This is a genomic window from Chitinophaga pendula, assembly GCF_020386615.1.
Taxonomy (GTDB): Bacteria; Bacteroidota; Bacteroidia; order Chitinophagales; family Chitinophagaceae; genus Chitinophaga; species Chitinophaga pendula.
Window position 1 is genome coordinate 6,195,308 of the sequence record NZ_CP077769.1, and the last position, 17,891, is coordinate 6,213,198.

General features: G+C 45.2%; 14 protein-coding genes. 7 read left to right on the forward strand and 7 right to left on the reverse strand.

Going from position 1 to position 17,891, the window contains the following annotated elements; genetic code table 11:
• Positions 1–18: 18 nt before the first annotated feature.
• The 7 genes from tsf to KTO58_RS23160 form a co-directional block, all read right to left on the reverse strand.
• Positions 19–843: a translation elongation factor Ts gene (gene tsf / locus KTO58_RS23130; RefSeq protein WP_095837123.1), complete on the reverse strand. Its 825-nt coding sequence runs from the start codon at positions 841–843 to the stop codon at positions 19–21.
• A 149-nt stretch (positions 844–992) separates the two neighbouring features.
• The gene (rpsB, locus tag KTO58_RS23135) at positions 993–2,006 is read right to left on the reverse strand and encodes a 30S ribosomal protein S2 (RefSeq protein WP_095837122.1); all 1,014 of its coding nucleotides are present in this window, start codon (positions 2,004–2,006) and stop codon (positions 993–995) included.
• A 90-nt stretch (positions 2,007–2,096) separates the two neighbouring features.
• Complete coding sequence (gene rpsI, locus KTO58_RS23140; protein ID WP_095837121.1) at positions 2,097–2,486, reverse strand: 30S ribosomal protein S9; 390 nt, start codon at positions 2,484–2,486, stop codon at positions 2,097–2,099.
• A 14-nt stretch (positions 2,487–2,500) separates the two neighbouring features.
• Entirely contained in the window at positions 2,501–2,944 is a 444-nt protein-coding gene (rplM, locus tag KTO58_RS23145) for a 50S ribosomal protein L13 (RefSeq protein WP_095837120.1), read from the reverse strand.
• 336 nt (positions 2,945–3,280) lie between these two features.
• Complete coding sequence (locus tag KTO58_RS23150; RefSeq protein ID WP_198315143.1) at positions 3,281–4,645, reverse strand: RagB/SusD family nutrient uptake outer membrane protein; 1,365 nt, start codon at positions 4,643–4,645, stop codon at positions 3,281–3,283.
• Between the two features lie 44 nt (positions 4,646–4,689).
• Entirely contained in the window at positions 4,690–7,761 is a 3,072-nt protein-coding gene (locus tag KTO58_RS23155) for a SusC/RagA family TonB-linked outer membrane protein (protein ID WP_095841432.1), read from the reverse strand.
• 364 nt (positions 7,762–8,125) lie between these two features.
• The gene (locus KTO58_RS23160) at positions 8,126–8,815 is read right to left on the reverse strand and encodes a zinc metallopeptidase (protein ID WP_198315142.1); all 690 of its coding nucleotides are present in this window, start codon (positions 8,813–8,815) and stop codon (positions 8,126–8,128) included.
• Between the two features lie 614 nt (positions 8,816–9,429).
• Here KTO58_RS23160 and radA point away from each other — a divergent pair.
• The 7 genes from radA (at position 9,430) to ricT (ending at position 17,811) form a co-directional block, all read left to right on the forward strand.
• Positions 9,430–10,800, forward strand: coding sequence for a DNA repair protein RadA (radA, locus tag KTO58_RS23165; protein ID WP_095837118.1), 1,371 nt, complete (start codon positions 9,430–9,432; stop codon positions 10,798–10,800).
• Between the two features lie 233 nt (positions 10,801–11,033).
• The gene (locus tag KTO58_RS23170; RefSeq protein WP_095837117.1) at positions 11,034–12,647 is read left to right on the forward strand and encodes a thiol-activated cytolysin family protein; all 1,614 of its coding nucleotides are present in this window, start codon (positions 11,034–11,036) and stop codon (positions 12,645–12,647) included.
• Positions 12,648–12,734: 87 nt separating this feature from the next.
• A complete protein-coding gene (locus KTO58_RS23175; RefSeq protein WP_095837116.1) occupies positions 12,735–13,451 on the forward strand; it encodes a ComF family protein in 717 nt (238 codons plus the stop codon).
• Between the two features lie 152 nt (positions 13,452–13,603).
• Positions 13,604–14,128: a glutathione peroxidase gene (locus KTO58_RS23180; protein ID WP_095837115.1), complete on the forward strand. Its 525-nt coding sequence runs from the start codon at positions 13,604–13,606 to the stop codon at positions 14,126–14,128.
• A 158-nt stretch (positions 14,129–14,286) separates the two neighbouring features.
• A complete protein-coding gene (locus KTO58_RS23185) occupies positions 14,287–14,823 on the forward strand; it encodes a DUF6252 domain-containing protein (protein WP_157752774.1) in 537 nt (178 codons plus the stop codon).
• Between the two features lie 55 nt (positions 14,824–14,878).
• A complete protein-coding gene (locus KTO58_RS23190; RefSeq protein WP_095837113.1) occupies positions 14,879–16,015 on the forward strand; it encodes a DNA polymerase III subunit in 1,137 nt (378 codons plus the stop codon).
• Positions 16,016–16,299: 284 nt separating this feature from the next.
• Positions 16,300–17,811: a regulatory iron-sulfur-containing complex subunit RicT gene (gene ricT / locus KTO58_RS23195; RefSeq protein WP_225859885.1), complete on the forward strand. Its 1,512-nt coding sequence runs from the start codon at positions 16,300–16,302 to the stop codon at positions 17,809–17,811.
• The last annotated feature ends 80 nt before the right edge of the window (positions 17,812–17,891 follow it).

A 17,891-nucleotide genomic window follows, 5' to 3' on the forward strand; every position in this document is an offset into this window, starting at 1 on the left:
TTTCAAAATATAGTTCGATTACCCGAGGGCGACGCGCTTGAATTCGGTTACTTTCAGGTCAGCATCTACTGATTTCAGGTGGTCTGCAACGGATTTGTTACCATCCTTTACAAACGCCTGCTGCAGCAGGGTGCTTTCTTTGAAGAATTTAGCGATCTTACCTTGAGCAATTTTCTCCGCCATTTCAGCAGGCTTACCCTCGGCTTTGATCTGCTCTACAGCGATCTCTCTCTCACGAGCGATCAGCTCAGGAGCTACACCATCCGCATCAACTGCGATAGGGTTCATAGCAGCGATCTGCATAGCTACGTCCTTACCTGTCTCTTCACTCACTTCTTTAGAGAAACCAACCAGTACACCCATACGGTAGTTACCGTGGATATAAGCTACTACAGCAGCAGCAGTTACTTTCTCAAATTTGCTCAAAGTGATTTTCTCACCAATCTTGGCAACCTGGTCGTTTACTTTATCAGCAACAGTAGCACCATCCAGTGTAGCACCATTCAGTTCTTCTGCAGAGGAGATACCGTTAGCCAGCGCCAGGTCAACAATAGACTGAGCGAATTTTATAAAATCTTCGTTTTTTGCAACGAAGTCAGTTTCACAACCCAGACCTACGATCACACCGGTTTTGCCATCTGCACTGGTCTTAGCGATAATAACACCTTCTTTAGTTTCGCGGTCAGAACGCAGCGCAGCTACTTTCTGTCCTTTTTTACGCAGGTAATCTACTGCCTTTTCGAAATCACCATCACTTTCTACCAGCGCTTTCCTGCAGTCCATCATACCCGCTCCAGTTTGCTGACGCAGTTTGTTTACATCAGCTGCTGTAATATTTGCCATGATATATAAATAATTTAAAAAGTTGAGTAATGTGGGCGAAGTTAAGAAGTATATGTTAGGCAATGGTTAAGAGTATCCAGCTATATCAGAAAGCAAAAGACTTCCTGGTATAAAGATGGGCACTATTAGCCATTGCCACTCATTACTTGTTAGGGTCTGGGACCACCAGGTCTCCTGTTGCCACCACCGCCAGTGTTGGATGGACGACGAGCGCCGCCACCAGGGCCACCACCACGGTTAGGGCCACCGCCACCGCGATTAGGACCACCGCCGCCGCGATTTTGACCACCACCACGGTTAGGACCACCGCCACCACGGTTTTGACCACCACCAGGACCACCTGCACTTCTACCACCGCCACCAGGACCATTCCTTCTGCCACGCTCACGATCTTCACCACCTTCCAGCTCAAATTTCAGCGCTTTGCTGTCCTGTTCTTCTTCTTCCTCGATGTCCTCAGGTTTTTCATTTGCTCTCTCAGCCAGACCTTCTGCAATCGCAGCAGCAATGTAGTTGGTAATGATAGCGATAGATTTAGTCGCATCATCGTTGGCAGGAATAGAGAAATCTACACGGGTAGGATCAGAGTTGGTATCTACCATACCGAAGGTAGAGATACCCAGTTTGCGGGCTTCAGCCAATGCAATGTGCTCATGGCTGATGTCCACGATGAAGAGAGCCGCAGGCACACGTGCCAGCTGAGCGATACCACCCAGTACTTTCTCCATTTTATCTTTATCACGGGTTAACGTGAGACGCTCTTTCTTAGTGATATTATCAAAAGTACCGTCAGACAGCATTTTCTCGATGCTCTGCATCTTCTTTACACTCTTACGGATAGTAGCGAAGTTAGTGAGCATACCACCTAACCATCTTTCGGTTACGAATGGCATGTTTACGCGCTTAGCCGCATCAGCTACGATCTCTTTCGCTTGCTTTTTGGTAGCAACGAACATGATCTTTTTACCGCTCTTCGCGATGGATTTCAGCGCAGCCGCTGCTTCCTGCAGACCTTCTACAGTTTTGTTCAGGTCGATGATATGAATACCTTTCTTTTCTGCGAAAATATAAGGCAGCATCTTGGGGTTCCACTTCTTCTTCAGGTGACCGAAGTGAACACCTGCCTCCAGTAACTGCTGCTGTAATGAGGTATTATTTTCCATGTTTATTTGTCTCAATTAAAAGGATCAATAAAATTTAGCTCTAGCTGATAGCTATTAGTACAATGGCTAACAGCTAATCGCTCCCATGTATTAGCGTTTAGAGAACTGGAAGCTTCTTCTAGCCTTACGTTTACCTGGTTTCTTACGCTCTACTGCTCTAGGATCACGGGTCAGTACACCAACAGCTTTCAGCGCAGGACGGAATTCAGCATTCACCTCACACAGTGCACGCGCGATACCCAGCTTAATAGCTTCTGCCTGACCTTTGATACCACCACCCTGTGCATTCACTTTGATGTCAAATTTATCCAATGCATCAATCGTCTTCAACGGCAGCTCTACCTGATTTTGCAGGTATATGAGAGAGAAATATGTTTTATAATCCTTGTCGTTCACAGTAATGTTACCATTACCCTTGCTTATGTACACGCGGGCAACAGCTTCCTTACGACGACCGATGGTATTTTTTTGCTTTTCCATGTATCAGAGAAAAATTAGAAAGTTAAAGTTTGTGGTTTCTGTGCCGCGTGAGGATGCTCTGCTCCTGCATATACAAATAATTTTTTGTACATCTTACGGCCAAGGCGATTCTTAGGCAACATACCTTTGATAGCCCTTTCGATCACCACTTCAGGACGACGCTTCAGCAGATCTTTGGCTACCTCAGCTTTCTGACCTCCGGGATAACCAGAGAATGTCAGGTATTCCTTGTCGTTGATCTTATTACCAGTAAGCACAATCTTTTCTGCATTGATCACGATGATATAATCACCACAATCAGTATGAGGGGTGTAGTAAGGCTTGTTCTTGCCTCTTAAAATAGCCGCCATCTTAGCACATACTCTGCCAAGGGTCAGATTTGTAGCATCTACAATGTACCAATCGCGCTTTACGTAAGCTTCGTTGGCGGATTTTGTTTTAAAACTTAAAGTATTCATTGTGTATACGATAAAAATTTCCTACGCTATTAAAAAATTCCCCTAAAATCGGGAGTGCAAAACTACACCGCTCTTTTCAAATAACCATACATTTAGACAACTTTTTTCACAATACCCCTTATAACATATTGATTAACAATTAAAAATTTGCTTAAAAGTTATTAACGACAATAAATCCCCTGAAAAACAACGCCCTAGCAGACTGTCCGTTCTCCTCTCCTACCTAATCAACTGGTAAACAATACCTAACAACCCGTCCCTATCCCCATAATTATATAAATAAGAAAGGCTGGCGCCATGGCCAGCCCTTCCTATATAATAATGCATAAGAATGAATTAATACCCCGGGTTCTGCGATAACTTCGGATTTACATCCCGCTCACGCTGCGGCACCGGCAATACCAGCTTATTATCATCATAAGGCCTGTTGCCCACATTTTTCTTCAGACGCTTCACCGTACGGAAAAGGTCCCCTTCGAAGGCCAACTCCCGCTCACGCTCCGCTACCACATCATTTACCGTTACCGCACTTAAAATACCAGCCTTTGAACGGTCACGTACCCGGTTCACATCATCCAATGGCGTAGCGCCAATGCTGGAATTATTCTGCAAATTCGCTTCCGCACGCGTCAGATACATCTCCGCCAACCTCACTACAGGAATAGTTCCGTATAAAACACTCCATTTCTTGGTATAGAAAATGGTATTCTGTGCATTCGCCTGATAATATTCCTTACGGGCATCCCCGTCATCATAAAGGGCCAGCTGAGAAGGCTGCACGGCTATGTCACCGCGACCAAAAGGCTTAGGCGCAAAAAAGGTCACCAGCCCGTTATTAGTCGTTCCTGCATTACTTTGTGCATTCTGAATAATAGCAAATATATCCTCAGATGACCATACACCCGCATTGTTAAACTCCTTATCAAAACTGGAAGTCAGCGAAAAACCGCCCTTGCTGATCACAGAATCAGCAGATGCAGCAGCCAGTGCATAATTTCCTTGTGCCAGATATACCCTTGCCAGGAAAGCAAACGCTGAAAATTTATTCGCCTTAACGCCATTTCCCGCCGGCAAGGTGGCAGCTGCATCCTTCAGATCGCTGATCACTTGTTTATAAAGATCGTCGACAGAAGCACGAGGCTGTGTACCAGCAGGCACCTGATCATCAGATATAATAGGTGTCAATACAATAGGCACTGTCACATTGGTAGTAATATTACCAGCCGAATAAGGCTTACCAAACATACCGGCCAGCTCAAAGTAAGTAATAGCCCGGAGGAATTTAGCCTCGCCGCCTATCACCGCCTGCTCAGCAGCGGATAAAAGATTAAGCTTACTCAGCACAAGGTTCATGGTATTGATCGTTTTATACCCCCTGTTCCAGATATCTGTGGCCAGTGCCAAAGTAACCACCTGCTGTTTTAAGGCAACATCACGATAGGTAGCAAAAGTGCCTACCCACCTGATATTGGTATTAGCCAGCAGTTCCGGCACAGATAAATATTGCTCACCATAAGCACTTGCATTCTGCAAAGAACTATAGCCGCCGGCCAGCGTCGCCTTTACATCATCTCCATTACGTATCTGATCCGGCGTGATCTGCGCGCCTGGCAATACGTCCAGCTTCTTGTTACAGGCTACCGCTGCGGCAATGGTGGCGCCTAAAAGTATATAACTAAGATATTTGAATCCTGCTTTCATGTTTTTCTGTTTGAATGATACCATACGATGGAGTACACTCCGGATTAAAATTTCACATTTAGTCCCACGGTAAATGTTTTAGCCTGCGGAATAGTGTAAAAATCTACTCCGCCTACAATGTTGTCACTGGCCACATTCCCCAGCGTACCTGTATTCACTTCCGGATCACCAGGATACTTCGTCTTCGTCCAAAGGTTATATCCGGCTACGTAAATACGAACACCCGAAAACTTGATTGTATTTAACACGGACTTGGGCAGATTGTATCCCAGTGTCAGCGTCTTTAAGCGGATGTAGGAACCGTCATATATCCAGCGGGAAGAAGTCTGGTTACCGGTAGCATAGCTAGAAGATACACGGGGTACATCCGTGATGTCACCCGGCTTTTGCCACCTGTTCAGGATGTCACGGGTCTGGTTGTCAAATCCACCACCAAAGCCAGAACTCATATACTGCCCGGCTCTGTTATAGACCTGGTTGCCTTGCACAAAAGTAAAGAACACACTCAGGTCAATACCTTGATAACTGAAGGTGTTATTAAAACCACCTGTCCAGTCCGGATTAGATCTGCCTACTATCTGGCGCGGAGCCGCTCCATAGTTGTTGGTTGGTTTGCCATCCGCTCCTTCGTACAATGCATCGCCATTGGCCGGATCAACACCTACGAACTTACGCAGGAAAAATACACCGATAGGTTGTCCTTCAATCGCACGTTGCTCACCAGCGTCGATAATCTGACCCTGTAAGTCTTTTACCCGGTTTTTGTTATACGCCACATTCAGTGAAGTAGACCAGGTAAAGTCTTTGCCAACAATGTTTTTAGAGTTCAACAGGATTTCTACCCCTTTGTTCTCCATCTTACCTACGTTACGATATACAAACCCATAACCGGTAGACAAAGGCACATTGGCACGAAGCAACAGGTCAGAAGTTTGCTTATTATAATAATCGATCTCACCACTCAGGCGGTTGTCAAAGAATCCAAACTCAAGACCGATATCCGCCTGCGCTGTTCTCTCCCATTTCAGGTTCGGGTTACCGATCTGTACAGGCTGGAACCCGGGCAATCCAGGATAACGCACCACATCCATCAACGTATAAATACGGTTCTCTCCAATCTCCGCATTACCTGTTAATCCATAGCTACCTCTGATCTTTAAATAATTGAGCGTTTTACTTCCTTTCAGAAAATCCTCCTCAGATATTACCCAACCAAGAGATCCCGCAGGAAACCAACCATACCTGTTATTAGGCCCGAAACGAGAAGACCCATCTGTACGAACACTAAAAGAGGCCATGTACTTATCCTTATAGGTATAAGTAGAGCGGAAGAAATATGAGAGGAAGGTATAACGCTGGGAAGAAGAAGAACCATCGCTGATCGTAGCAGCTCCAGACAGATTTTTAATCGCATCTGAAGGAAAGTTCTCTCCACTCACTAATGAACCGGTAAAATCATTTTGCAGATAACTCATACCCAATGTAGCTGTCAGCTTATGGCGGCTACCCAGATTAGGATTAAAGTTGAAGTAGTTATTGCTGTTCAATGAGACATTCTGACTATGAATATAACTACCCTTACCTATACCGGCACCATCCTGTGTATTACGTCCTCTGTAATCTTCCTCATCCAGGTTATAGATATCTGTACCCAGCTCCGTCCGGAAACTTAAAGACGGCAAGATGTAATAATTAGCATATACATTACCGATAGTACGGATACCTACCTGCTTGTTAAAGCTCTCCCGTGCTGCCAGCAATCCATTCGCATACAAGGTATTCAGGTTAAGATCGTTGGTAGCAGGATCAATGATCGGGGAAAATGGCTGCAATGCCACAATCTGCCCCGGAGTTGACAATGCGTTATCATTTGCAACACGGTCAAGCTGCTGACGATTTACATTCAGATTAAGTCCGAATGATAACTTACTGTTAGCATTATGATCAAGATTCAAACGGGCACCATATCTTCTGAACCTGTTTACGATCACGATTGCCTCCTGATCAGCGTATGTACCAGATGCATAATAGCGGGTTTTTTCATTACCACCGGACACTGCCAGATCTATCTGCCGGGTATGAGCCGTTTTACGATACACCTGATCCTCCCAGTTAGTATTCACCGCCCTTTTCTGCCAGTCTGTTCCCGCAGCAAAAGGAGTTATATAGTTGTCAACATAATAATTATAATAATCATTGATAGCAGTCGCTTCATCAGGATAGCCAGTATCATTGTTTTTAAAGTCAGTCCTTCCATCATTGGTAGCTACTTCTTTTACCAGGTCAAGATATTCGTTCGCATTCAGGAACCCTCTCTTTCTGGTAGGTTTACTAAAGCTGGTAGAAACATTCAGCTCAATGTTGGTCTTGTCTCCCAGCTTACCTCTCTTGGTAGTGATTAATACCACACCATTGGATGCCCGCGCACCATAAATAGCAGACGCAGCAGCATCTTTTAATACTTCCACCGACTCAATGTCATTCGGGTTAAGGTCTGCAATAGGATTCGTAGGGTCGTTGGTAACATCTGACTGGCTGGCAGAGATAATAGGCATCCCATCGACAACATACAAAGGCTGGCTGCTGGCAGAAACGGAAGACGTACCACGAATACGTATCTTCATAGCCTGACCTACTTTACCGCTACCAGATTCAATAACAACACCTGCTGCACGACCCTGAATAGAAGATTCGAAAGTTGCCACCGGCTGGTTCGCAATATCCTTCGTCGTCACCTTCGCTACAGATCCGGTAATATCACGCTTAGTCTGCGTACCGTAGCCCACAACTACCACCTCAGACAAATCCTTATCACCGGTAGACAGCGATACATTTAAATTAGTTTGCCCCACAATAGATACCTCCTTATCCCCATATCCAACAAATGAAAAAATCAGCGCAGTAGCCCTCTCGGGTACAGGTACACTGAACGTACCGTCTATCTTCGTGACAGTACCAAGATTCGACCCCTTCACCTTTACAGTCACTCCTGGCAACACAGCACCATCCTTAGCATCGGTTACTTTTCCGGTAAGGGTTTTGTTCTGCGCCATTGCGGCAGTAAAAAAAGTGAGACATAGGAGTACTAAGGTCAACAATGAGTAAAACCTTCGCATAAACATAGTTTTTGGTTAATAAAAAACAGATTATTCTCAATAAACAATTAAATACAAATCAAATGCAGGTAGGCAAATTCTAACCTTATTCTCAGCAGCAACAAATAAATCAACAGTTAGTTAAAAAAGTGCTTCCTCGCTCAAATGTTCAATTAGTTGTGTTCAATTGGTTGTGTTCAAGTAGTTGTGTTCAAGTAGTAGGGTTCAAATATGAACTCTTCGTTAACAAACGCAAATTACATATCTTTTTTGATCATCATAAAAGATATTCCTCCCTGAATTCAGGTATTCTTGTCCTACAAATATAGCCTTATAATAAAAAAGCCACCCATTGGGTGGCTTTTTTGATGTATAGTAGGTCTTTTTAATCGCGAGATCGGGCTCCTGCATATATAAGTATATATTGTAATAAAGTAACCACAGAAGCCACTGCAGCGACCACATAGGTCATCGCAGCCCACCACAAAGCATCTTTCGCCTTGGCATGCTCCTGCGCACGCATAATATCGGTACGGTTCAGCCAGGCCAATGCCCGGTTAGATGCATCGAACTCAACAGGCAGAGTAATAACGGAAAAGAGCGTAGTCACCCCAAAAAGTATAATACCCCCCAGCAACAATTGTGGAAATACATTAATCAACAGGATTCCCCCAAGTAACACCCATTGAACCAAATTGGAACTTACCTGTACAGCAGGTACCAGCTTGGATCGCAATCCCAACCATTTGTAAGCAGTGGCATGCTGCACCGCATGCCCGCATTCGTGGGCGGCCACAGCTGCCGCCGCTACACTTGCCCCACTGTAAACGTCCGGACTGAGGTTTACCGTCTTATTCTCAGGATTATAGTGATCAGAAAGAAAACCATCTACTGATACTACCTGCACATCAAAAATATTATTATCCCGTAGCATTTTCTCCGCTACCTGCTTGCCGGTCATACCGGATGAAACCGGTACCTCACTATATTCCTTAAACTTGCTCTTTAATCTGAAACTCACGAGCATGCTGATCCCGACAAAGATCAACGATACGATCATAATTCCTGGTGTCATATTCAATGTGGTTAAAGTCATGTAAAGTTACAACTACCCTCCTCAAATAAGAGTCCAGGCCGATCAAATGAACAGGTTTTATGATTTCCTTAATATTTGACGCTATGAAATCTTTTTTTGTGTCATTGCATAAACTTAACACTGCCATATTGACAACAAACCATCTTTTGCCCCTATTGAAATAAGACTATTTGTCATTAGTAGAAAATATTCTATGCCCCTTTTTTTATATACATTTATAATCAACATCAACCCTATTTATCAACATTTTAGGCCAAATTGCTGAAAGTAATTGTCAATCTCTAAACCGCTGAAATGGCCGATGGGAGCCGATCTATTACATTATAAAAAAAGATCAAAAGTTATTCACATCCTTTAAATAAACTTTTTTATTCTGAAGCCATTTAGTAATTTAGACCTGAATTTAATGGGTTAGTAAGTAGAAAGAGTCAACGGAATCTTCTGTTGGCTCTTTTTCTTTTTACCAAACAATATCTTCTCGGTTCATCTTAGCCCATCATATCAATTTATCCCCTCTTACCCCATAAAAAACAAAAAAACACCCGCCATTCTACAGATAACCCGTTAATTTGTAACCGAGGTATCTAAAAATGATGAGTAAAATAAAAACAGCCTTTTTTTGTCAGAATTGTGGCTATGAAGCAGCTAAATGGAACGGCCGTTGCCCTAGCTGCGGACAATGGAACACCTTCGTAGAAGAAAAGATCCAGAAAGAAATACCACTGCGTCAACAAGAATGGAAAAACGAAACAACTGCCAAAACAGATAAAACCGTACACCTCTCCGAAGTAAGCGGCGCAGCAGAAGAAAGATGGCAGACTGCCGACGCAGAGCTGAACCGCGTACTGGGTGGTGGCATCGTCACCGGCTCCCTCGTTCTCGTAGGCGGAGAACCCGGTATCGGCAAATCCACATTATTCCTGCAAAACGCCTTGCTACTGCAAAATATCACCACCCTCTACGTCAGCGGAGAAGAAAGCGCACAACAAATAAAGATGCGCGCAGATCGTCTCAAAACCAAAAACGAACGCTTCTACCTGCTCACCGAAACCTCTACCCAAACCATCTTCCAAGAAATAAAAAAATTACAGCCACAACTGGTCATCATTGACTCCATACAAACCCTACAGTCCCCCTTTATTGAGTCAGCACCAGGCAGCGTATCCCAGATAAAGGAATCCGCCGCCGAAATGCAACGTTTCGCCAAAGAAACTAATACCCCCGTATTCCTTATCGGCCACATCACTAAAGATGGCACCATTGCTGGTCCTAAAATACTTGAACATATGGTAGACACCGTCCTCCAGTTCGAAGGAGACCAACATTATGCCTATCGCATACTACGTACTATCAAAAACCGATTCGGATCCACAGCAGAACTAGGTATATACGAAATGACCGGAGAGGGCCTCAGACAGGTAACCAACCCCTCTGAAATCCTCATCTCCCAAAGAGAAGATGAACTGAGTGGTGTCGCCATCGCCTCCACCATGGAAGGCATGCGCCCCATGCTGATCGAAGTACAGGCCCTCGTCACACAATCTGTATACGGTACCCCGCAACGTACCGCTACCGGCTTCGACCTCCGTAGGCTACAACTGCTACTGGCCGTACTCGAAAAAAGAGGTGGATTCCATTTCGGCGTTAAAGATGTATTCCTCAATATAGCCGGCGGCATCAGAGTAGAAGATCCCTCTATCGATCTAGCTGTCCTCTGCGCGCTCCTCTCCTCTTATGAAGATATCGCCGTCTCCAGCAAAATATGCTTTGCGGGAGAAGTAGGACTTAGCGGAGAAATCCGAGCTGTCAACCGGATCGAACAACGGATCGCAGAAGCAGAAAAACTAGGCTTCGAAAGGATCTTCATCTCCCGGTATAATAAGAAAGGGGTAGACTTCAGCCGTTTCAATATAGACGTGATCTCCGTAGGCCGGGTAGAAGAAGTATACCAAAAACTGTTCTAACCCGGAATCATCAAATTTTCATATTCGTTATCTAGTTCCCCAGTGATAGATACCAACCTATCACTGAATTCATTATTATTGTCCCACTATTTTAGTATAATAAATAGTGGTCAGCGTTTTTTTTTCGTTATCCCGGATTTGTTCACCCGCACCCTACCATATTATATATACCGAAATAGCACTTGTTAGTACCCGTTTCTTTTAATCATCTTAATAATTTCAATCTGTTTTGTATGTCACGAATCCCCTTCCTATGGCTTCTGTTGAGCACAGCCATACTCTATTCCTGTAAAAAAGAAGCCGAACCTATGTCGGCCGCAAAGGAATCTGCCGGTTTCAGCCACCTGAAAAAATACCCCGAGCAATTAATACAAATCGATCTTCGGGATCAACAGCCAAGGTCACCTTACACCGACAGCTCCCTCCATATCCAGGCCTCACTAGACGAACAAAAGCGGGCAGAGGATCCCGCACAATTCCCAGGTACTGTCATCTCAGGTATCAATCCGATACGCGAAGTAATTAACTGGAATACCGGCGCCTACTCCTGGCTCGTTGAAGCAAACGAACATGTCGTATATACTGATTATGAAGATCAGATCTTTCCTGGCGCATTGATAAAAGGTAACTCTGTAGAAAACTTCGATTTCAATCCTGTCATCGGCTACACCCCTAAACCCATCAGTGTTTCTGTGTCATTACCCGCGCCGGCAGGCAAAGTAGCCGCCACCATAGACATACCATCCCTCTCCGCTACCACCAGGCAGGTAAATAACGTACTGCTCAATAGCCAGTTCGCACAGTTAGGGTTTGCTAAGTATAACCTGAACATCAAAGAATTCACCTACTACGACGAACTGAAAGAACTTTTTGCAACCGGGAAAAATACCAATCTGATATTTTTCAACTCCTCCAGCGGCACCACTACCAATATTAAAAAGATATCCAGATCAACAGGCCTCATGGCTAAATTCATTCAAAAGAATTTCACCATCGATATGGACATCCCAAAAGCAGGCCAGCTGATCGACCTGAATGTTGACCCCAATATAATAGGCGCTTACTCTCCGTTGTATGTAAGCTCCGTTACCTATGGAAGACTGGGAATCATCACCGTGGAATCTGATGCTGGCTTTGATGAGTTGAAAAAAGCTTTCGAAAAAGCATTCGGCATATTAGGCATCGTTAATGGCTCCAATACACTCACGCAGGAGGAAATCAATACGATTAATAGCGCCGATATAAAAATCTACCTCGTAGGTGGCCTGGGGGCACAAGCCGTGCAGACAATAAATGGCTACCAAAACTTCCTGCAGTATCTGGGAGGTGGCCAAACCTTTTCTGCGCAAGCTCCCGGAGTACCCATCACGTTCAACATGCGTTATCTGAGCGACCATTCTGCTTACAAAGCACAATTCCAGATTAATTACGGCAATATCGAAAAAGTATATGCACGAATAGAATTCAGCAATCAACGAAATGAACTTAGTTTTCCATCTGCAGGATCTACCCGCGAGACAACCATCGAAGATATATACCTCGCCTTCTATCAGGACGTTAATTGTACAAAATCGGTCAAAGCATCTAATGTCATTCAATTCGACTACAGCGTTACCTTATCAAAAAATAGCAGAGAACCTGGGGTCACAACAACTCCCGTGACCACCACCACAGAGAAAAAAGTTAAAAACACCGCCAAAGGAACACGCATCTTACTGGAAAAAGATAAAATAACGTATTCAAAAACGTCTAAGGGCGGCAGAGGGGGTTCCTTTTACTCTTCCTCTTATCACTACGTACTCAGATCAGGGAATGGATATACCACCAGTGCTCCGGTCTGGAATTAATTAAAAAACTACACCCGGCATTAACAGGTGGGTGTGGGCGAACCCACCTGTTAATATCACGCTATACATTTTATACTTATTTTAGTAATGAATCCATCCCCCAACCCCATGCAGCCGCTCGTTTCTTTCTACCGCTCCCTGGTACACCTGTTTTACCCGCATTGTTGCGAGATCTGTGGACAAGATCTGACAGATGCAGAAGAAGTATTATGCCTGACCTGCCTGCACCAGTTACCCGCTACACAATGCCTGTCACACAACGACCACCCGGCAGCACGTATCTTTCAGGGACGGATAAATGTGCAGCATGCCGCAGCTATATATTATTATATACAACCTTCCCCACTTCAACAGCTCGTCTACCAATTTAAATACCACCAACGACAGGATATAGCCCGCTACATGGGCCGCCAGATGGGACTGCAGCTCCTCCAATTCCCGTGGATACAAGAGATCACCGCCATTGTACCTGTCCCCCTGCATCGACAACGACAACGGCAACGCGGCTATAATCAGTCTGCTTTACTGGCAAATGGCATCGCTGCCATTATACAGCAACCAGTTAAAGAACTACTCTACCGTTCCCATTTCAAACACTCCCAAACAAAACACAATCGCGAAACCCGCTGGCAAAACGTAACACAAGCCTTCCATATCAAGCATCCCGCAACATACGCCCGGGATCATTTCCTGCTTGTTGATGACATCATTACCACCGGTGCCACAACAGAAGCCTGCTGCCTCCAGCTATTAAAAACCGGGGCCAATGTAAGCATCTGCAGCCTGGCCATGGCTGTACGTTAGTAATCCCCCCTCAACTCCTGTAATACTGATTACCAATAGCTTAACCTAAGCTTCACACACCATTGCTCATATTTTTATATTATTTTAGTAGCGGATAATTACCTTTATACTCACTACTGAATAGATGTTTTTAATCCGTAAATCTGCATTTTATGCTTAAAATGGCATTACTCTCCTTATTGTTATTTCTTAAATCAGGCAACATATACGATTTTAAAGTAGCATCTATCGATGGCGGAAAGATCAATTTTGCCGATTACAAAGGCAAAAAGATACTGGTTGTAAATACCGCCTCCATGTGCGGCAACACACCGCAATATGCCGAACTGGAAAAACTGTATACCAAGTACAAAGACAAACTCGTGATCGTAGGATTCCCTGCCAACAACTTCGGGCAGCAGGAACCAGGATCCAACGCCGAGATCCAGGCTTTCTGTTCAAAAAAATATGCAGTTACCTTCCCCATGGCAGCTAAAATATCTGTTAAAGGGGATGACATCCATCCGTTGTACAAATGGCTGCTGACTGAAAGTAAAGCCAAACACATGGAACCAGCCGAAGTAACCTGGAACTTCCAGAAATACCTCCTGGACGAAAAAGGTAACCTGGTCGCTGTATTTTCTCCCAAGACCCAACCAACGGATCCTGCTGTCATAGCAGCGATAGAGAAAAAGTAAACGCACGGCCTGCACAATAATATTTACACCTGACCTTCCTTACATAGTTGATATGTACAGGATATGATATGCTATATACCAGATAGTCCGCATTGAAAGAAATTATAGTGCTGTCCGCTCACATAGGCATGTTAATGCCACCGTTATACACTTTGTTTATGAATAGATGTCTTCCTTCTTTACTGGTCACGGCTTCCTGCATATGTATGCTGGCAGTAACTTCCTGCAAACGCTCCGGTGATAGTGCTCCCTATAACTGCACCTCTGCAGCCATGCAATTGCAGATCGCAGGGAAAACTGTCACCATGCGCGTAGTAAACAATACCCTGTTTCGCTCCCGCACCGACACCGGCAAGTTTAAGCTCATGAGCCTGGAAGCCCTTTCAGACTCCGTAAGACTCGTGCTGAACATCAAAGATGGCCCATACGAAGAAAGTTCGCTCGGCTCCGATGCCATGCAGCTTAAAACATACTCCTTCGCAAAAGGTACGTCTAACACCGGCGGCTTCATGGTATTAGGCGTTAAAAGCGGCAGCGGGTACCGCTTCGCAGATACTGACACCTCTGCCATTACCATTACTAAGATCAGTCCTGAAGACCATATCATTTCAGGCACCTATTATTTCGAAGCGGACAATCGCACCACTATAGGAAAAGGAACTTTCACTAACGTATGCTTCAGCTCCCTGAAGTAATCATCTCCTTTTATACAGGTTTGCTGCATTCTGCCTTTTCATTTAATTTGCACGGATGCTTTTCTCAGACATTATCGGACAGGAAAATATCAGCCAACACCTGATACAATCCATACAACAGAATCGGCTCGGCCATGCCCTGCTGCTGCTGGCACCCGAAGGAGCCGGCGGCCTCCCCCTTGGTCTCGCCCTTACCCAATACCTGGTTTGTGAAGACAAACAGGAAAATGGCGCCTGTGGCCGTTGCTCCGCCTGCATAAAAGCATCCCAATATATCCACCCGGATATCCACTTCTCCTACCCCGTTATCCCACGGAAACCAGGCGATAAACCCGTCAGCACCGACTACGTCGCAGAATGGCGAGAGTTCATCAACTCATTTCCCTACGGAAACGCATACGACTGGCTCCAATTTATCGGCGCCGAAAACAAACAGGGCAATATCACCGCCCTCGAATGCCAGGACATCATCCGCAAACTAAGCCTCAAAAGCTTCGAAAGCGGCTATAAAATATTATTGATGTGGATGCCTGAATACTTGGGCAACGAGGGTAACCGACTCCTTAAACTGATCGAAGAACCCCCACCAGATACCTTATTCATCCTCGTCGCAGAAAATCAGGAACAAATACTGGCTACCATTCTGTCCCGTACACACCTGATCAAGATCAACCCGCTACCCAAACCCATCCTCGTCGATGCACTCGTACACCGCAGTAATGCAACCCCCGCCAGGGCACAACAGGTGGCCACCATCGCCATGGGTAACTACCGGGAAGCACTCTCCCTCCTTCAACATGCCGAAGATGACTACCACGAACTGCTCAGAACCTGGCTCAATTTTATCTTTACCGGTAATAAACCCAGCCTGCAACAATGGATAGAAAATATCTCCAGCGCTAAAATGGGCCGGGAAAAACAAAAACAGTTCCTCCGGTACTTCATCAACCTCCTGGAACATACCGTAAGACTACAATACCTGGATAAAGCACAACTGGCATTCTCAGACGATGAAGTCGACTTCGCCGCCAAATTGCAAAAACTGGCCAACCTGCAACAAATCGAACAGATCTGCACCGCACTCGATAATGCTTGCTATTATATAGAAAGGAATGCCAATGGCAAGATCCTCTTCCACGCCCTTTCTATACAATTACAGTATATATTCAGGAAAAAAGAACTGCCGGTATAATAATATAACCCCAGGCACGCTATGCTCCCCGTCCAGCAAGATCATGGACAGTCGCATCATTTCCATCCCTATGCGGATGCAACGCCTTCGTATAGCCAATACAGACACTCCCACCTCCTCCGCACCCGCTACCAAACTTCATCTTACCGGGATGAAAAACGCAAGTTCTGATTTGAAAACGTACCTTTGTAACTTCACCCTTTTTGTGTTTTCGTGAGAAAACTGTACCTTAAGGGATTAGGAATGCAAGGAAATTGTTATTTGTTTAATTTAAACTAAATTATATGGCTTGTGCCGGATGTGGTACGGGTGCGGAAGGGAAGCCGGCAGGATGCAAAAGTAACGGAGGTTGTAGTAGCGGAGGTTGTAATAGACTGAATGTATTCGACTGGCTGGCCAATATTCCCACAGGTGATAGCTTAGCACCATTTGACATTATAGAAGTAAGCTTTAATAACGGTAGTCGCAAGGATTTCTTTCGTAACGTCACCAAACAGATCTTTGAAAAAGGAGAAATGGTAACGGTAGAAGGCATCAGTGGTTTCGATGTAGGTACCGTCAGCCTCACTGGCGAACTGGTAAAACTACAGATGAAAAAACGTCGCGCAGAAGATACCCCGGAAGTCAAAAAAATACTCCGCAGGTCCTCTGTAGACGACCTCAACCGCATGAAAGAAAACAAGGCCCGCGAAAGAGATGCCATGATCAAAGCCAGAGCACTGGCCAGAAATCTGGGCCTCGAAATGAAACTGGCCGAAGTAGAAATCCAGGCAGATGGCCGTAAAGCAACATTCTTCTACACCGCGGACGATCGCGTCGACTTCCGCGAACTGATTAAAATATATGCTTCCGAATTCCGCGTAAAAGTGGAAATGCGCCAGATAGGCGCCCGGCAGGAAGCAGGAAAAGTAGGTGGCATCGGCAGCTGCGGACGCGAATTGTGCTGCTCCACCTGGCTCTCAGACTTCAAAAGCGTCAATACCACCGCCGCCAGATACCAAAACCTGTCTATCAACCAGGCCAAACTATCCGGTCAATGCGGACGCCTCAAATGCTGCCTTAACTACGAACTCGATACCTACCTGGATGCCCTCAAAGACTTCCCGGAAGATGCCGACTCCATTCAGACAGCTAACGGAACTGCCAACCTGCAGAAGAAAGATATCTTCAAAAATCTCATGTGGTATTCTTACGAAAACAGTAATAAGCAATACCCCCTCACCATCACCCGCGTGAAAGAGATCCGGCAGCTCAACAAACAAGGTATACGCCCCGACGACCTTAAAGCAGTAGAAGTAGTCGCGTCAAAACCTAAAGAAACAGATCTCGGCTTCGCCGACGTAGTTGGCCAGATCAGTCTGAAATCCCTGGAAAAAACGTCCCATAAACGTAAACAGAAGGATAAAGACAAAAAACAAAAGCAAAAACTGGAAACTGCTGCCCCCGCCAATAAACCCAACACACCGGCCAAAGGCGGTAACCAACCAGAGGGTAAACCAGAACCTAACCGCAGCGGCAATCCCAAACAGGAACACCGCGAACGGGGCGAACATCGCGAACGCGGTAATCAACGTCCCGACAATAAACAACAAGCGCCGAAACAGGAAGGCCGCGAAAACCGCCCTCCACGTCCTGAAAACAGAGGCGGACAACCGCCCAAACCAAAAGCAGAAGGCGGACAACCACAGGGCCAACCACAACGCCCCGACCAAAAACCAAAGGAAAGAGATCCAAAACGGGAACACCGTAGACCTCCAAAACCTAAACAAAGTCCAAATAATAAACCGCAGCAATAGCTGCCAAAAATAACCGGGCCGGCCAATAATGTCATGCAGACTATATGGCCGGCCCTTTTTTTATTTACTATATAAATGAT

Coding starts and splice junctions, on each gene's coding strand:
- tsf (WP_095837123.1), bottom strand. CDS start 843: ATGGCAAATATTACAGCAGCTGATGTAAACAAACTGCGTCAGCAAACT.
- rpsB (WP_095837122.1), bottom strand. CDS start 2,006: ATGGAAAATAATACCTCATTACAGCAGCAGTTACTGGAGGCAGGTGTT.
- rpsI (WP_095837121.1), bottom strand. CDS start 2,486: ATGGAAAAGCAAAAAAATACCATCGGTCGTCGTAAGGAAGCTGTTGCC.
- rplM (WP_095837120.1), bottom strand. CDS start 2,944: ATGAATACTTTAAGTTTTAAAACAAAATCCGCCAACGAAGCTTACGTA.
- KTO58_RS23150 (WP_198315143.1), bottom strand. CDS start 4,645: ATGAAAGCAGGATTCAAATATCTTAGTTATATACTTTTAGGCGCCACC.
- KTO58_RS23155 (WP_095841432.1), bottom strand. CDS start 7,761: ATGCGAAGGTTTTACTCATTGTTGACCTTAGTACTCCTATGTCTCACT.
- KTO58_RS23160 (WP_198315142.1), bottom strand. CDS start 8,815: ATGACACCAGGAATTATGATCGTATCGTTGATCTTTGTCGGGATCAGC.
- radA (WP_095837118.1), top strand. CDS start 9,430: ATGAGTAAAATAAAAACAGCCTTTTTTTGTCAGAATTGTGGCTATGAA.
- KTO58_RS23170 (WP_095837117.1), top strand. CDS start 11,034: ATGTCACGAATCCCCTTCCTATGGCTTCTGTTGAGCACAGCCATACTC.
- KTO58_RS23175 (WP_095837116.1), top strand. CDS start 12,735: ATGAATCCATCCCCCAACCCCATGCAGCCGCTCGTTTCTTTCTACCGC.
- KTO58_RS23180 (WP_095837115.1), top strand. CDS start 13,604: ATGCTTAAAATGGCATTACTCTCCTTATTGTTATTTCTTAAATCAGGC.
- KTO58_RS23185 (WP_157752774.1), top strand. CDS start 14,287: ATGAATAGATGTCTTCCTTCTTTACTGGTCACGGCTTCCTGCATATGT.
- KTO58_RS23190 (WP_095837113.1), top strand. CDS start 14,879: ATGCTTTTCTCAGACATTATCGGACAGGAAAATATCAGCCAACACCTG.
- ricT (WP_225859885.1), top strand. CDS start 16,300: ATGGCTTGTGCCGGATGTGGTACGGGTGCGGAAGGGAAGCCGGCAGGA.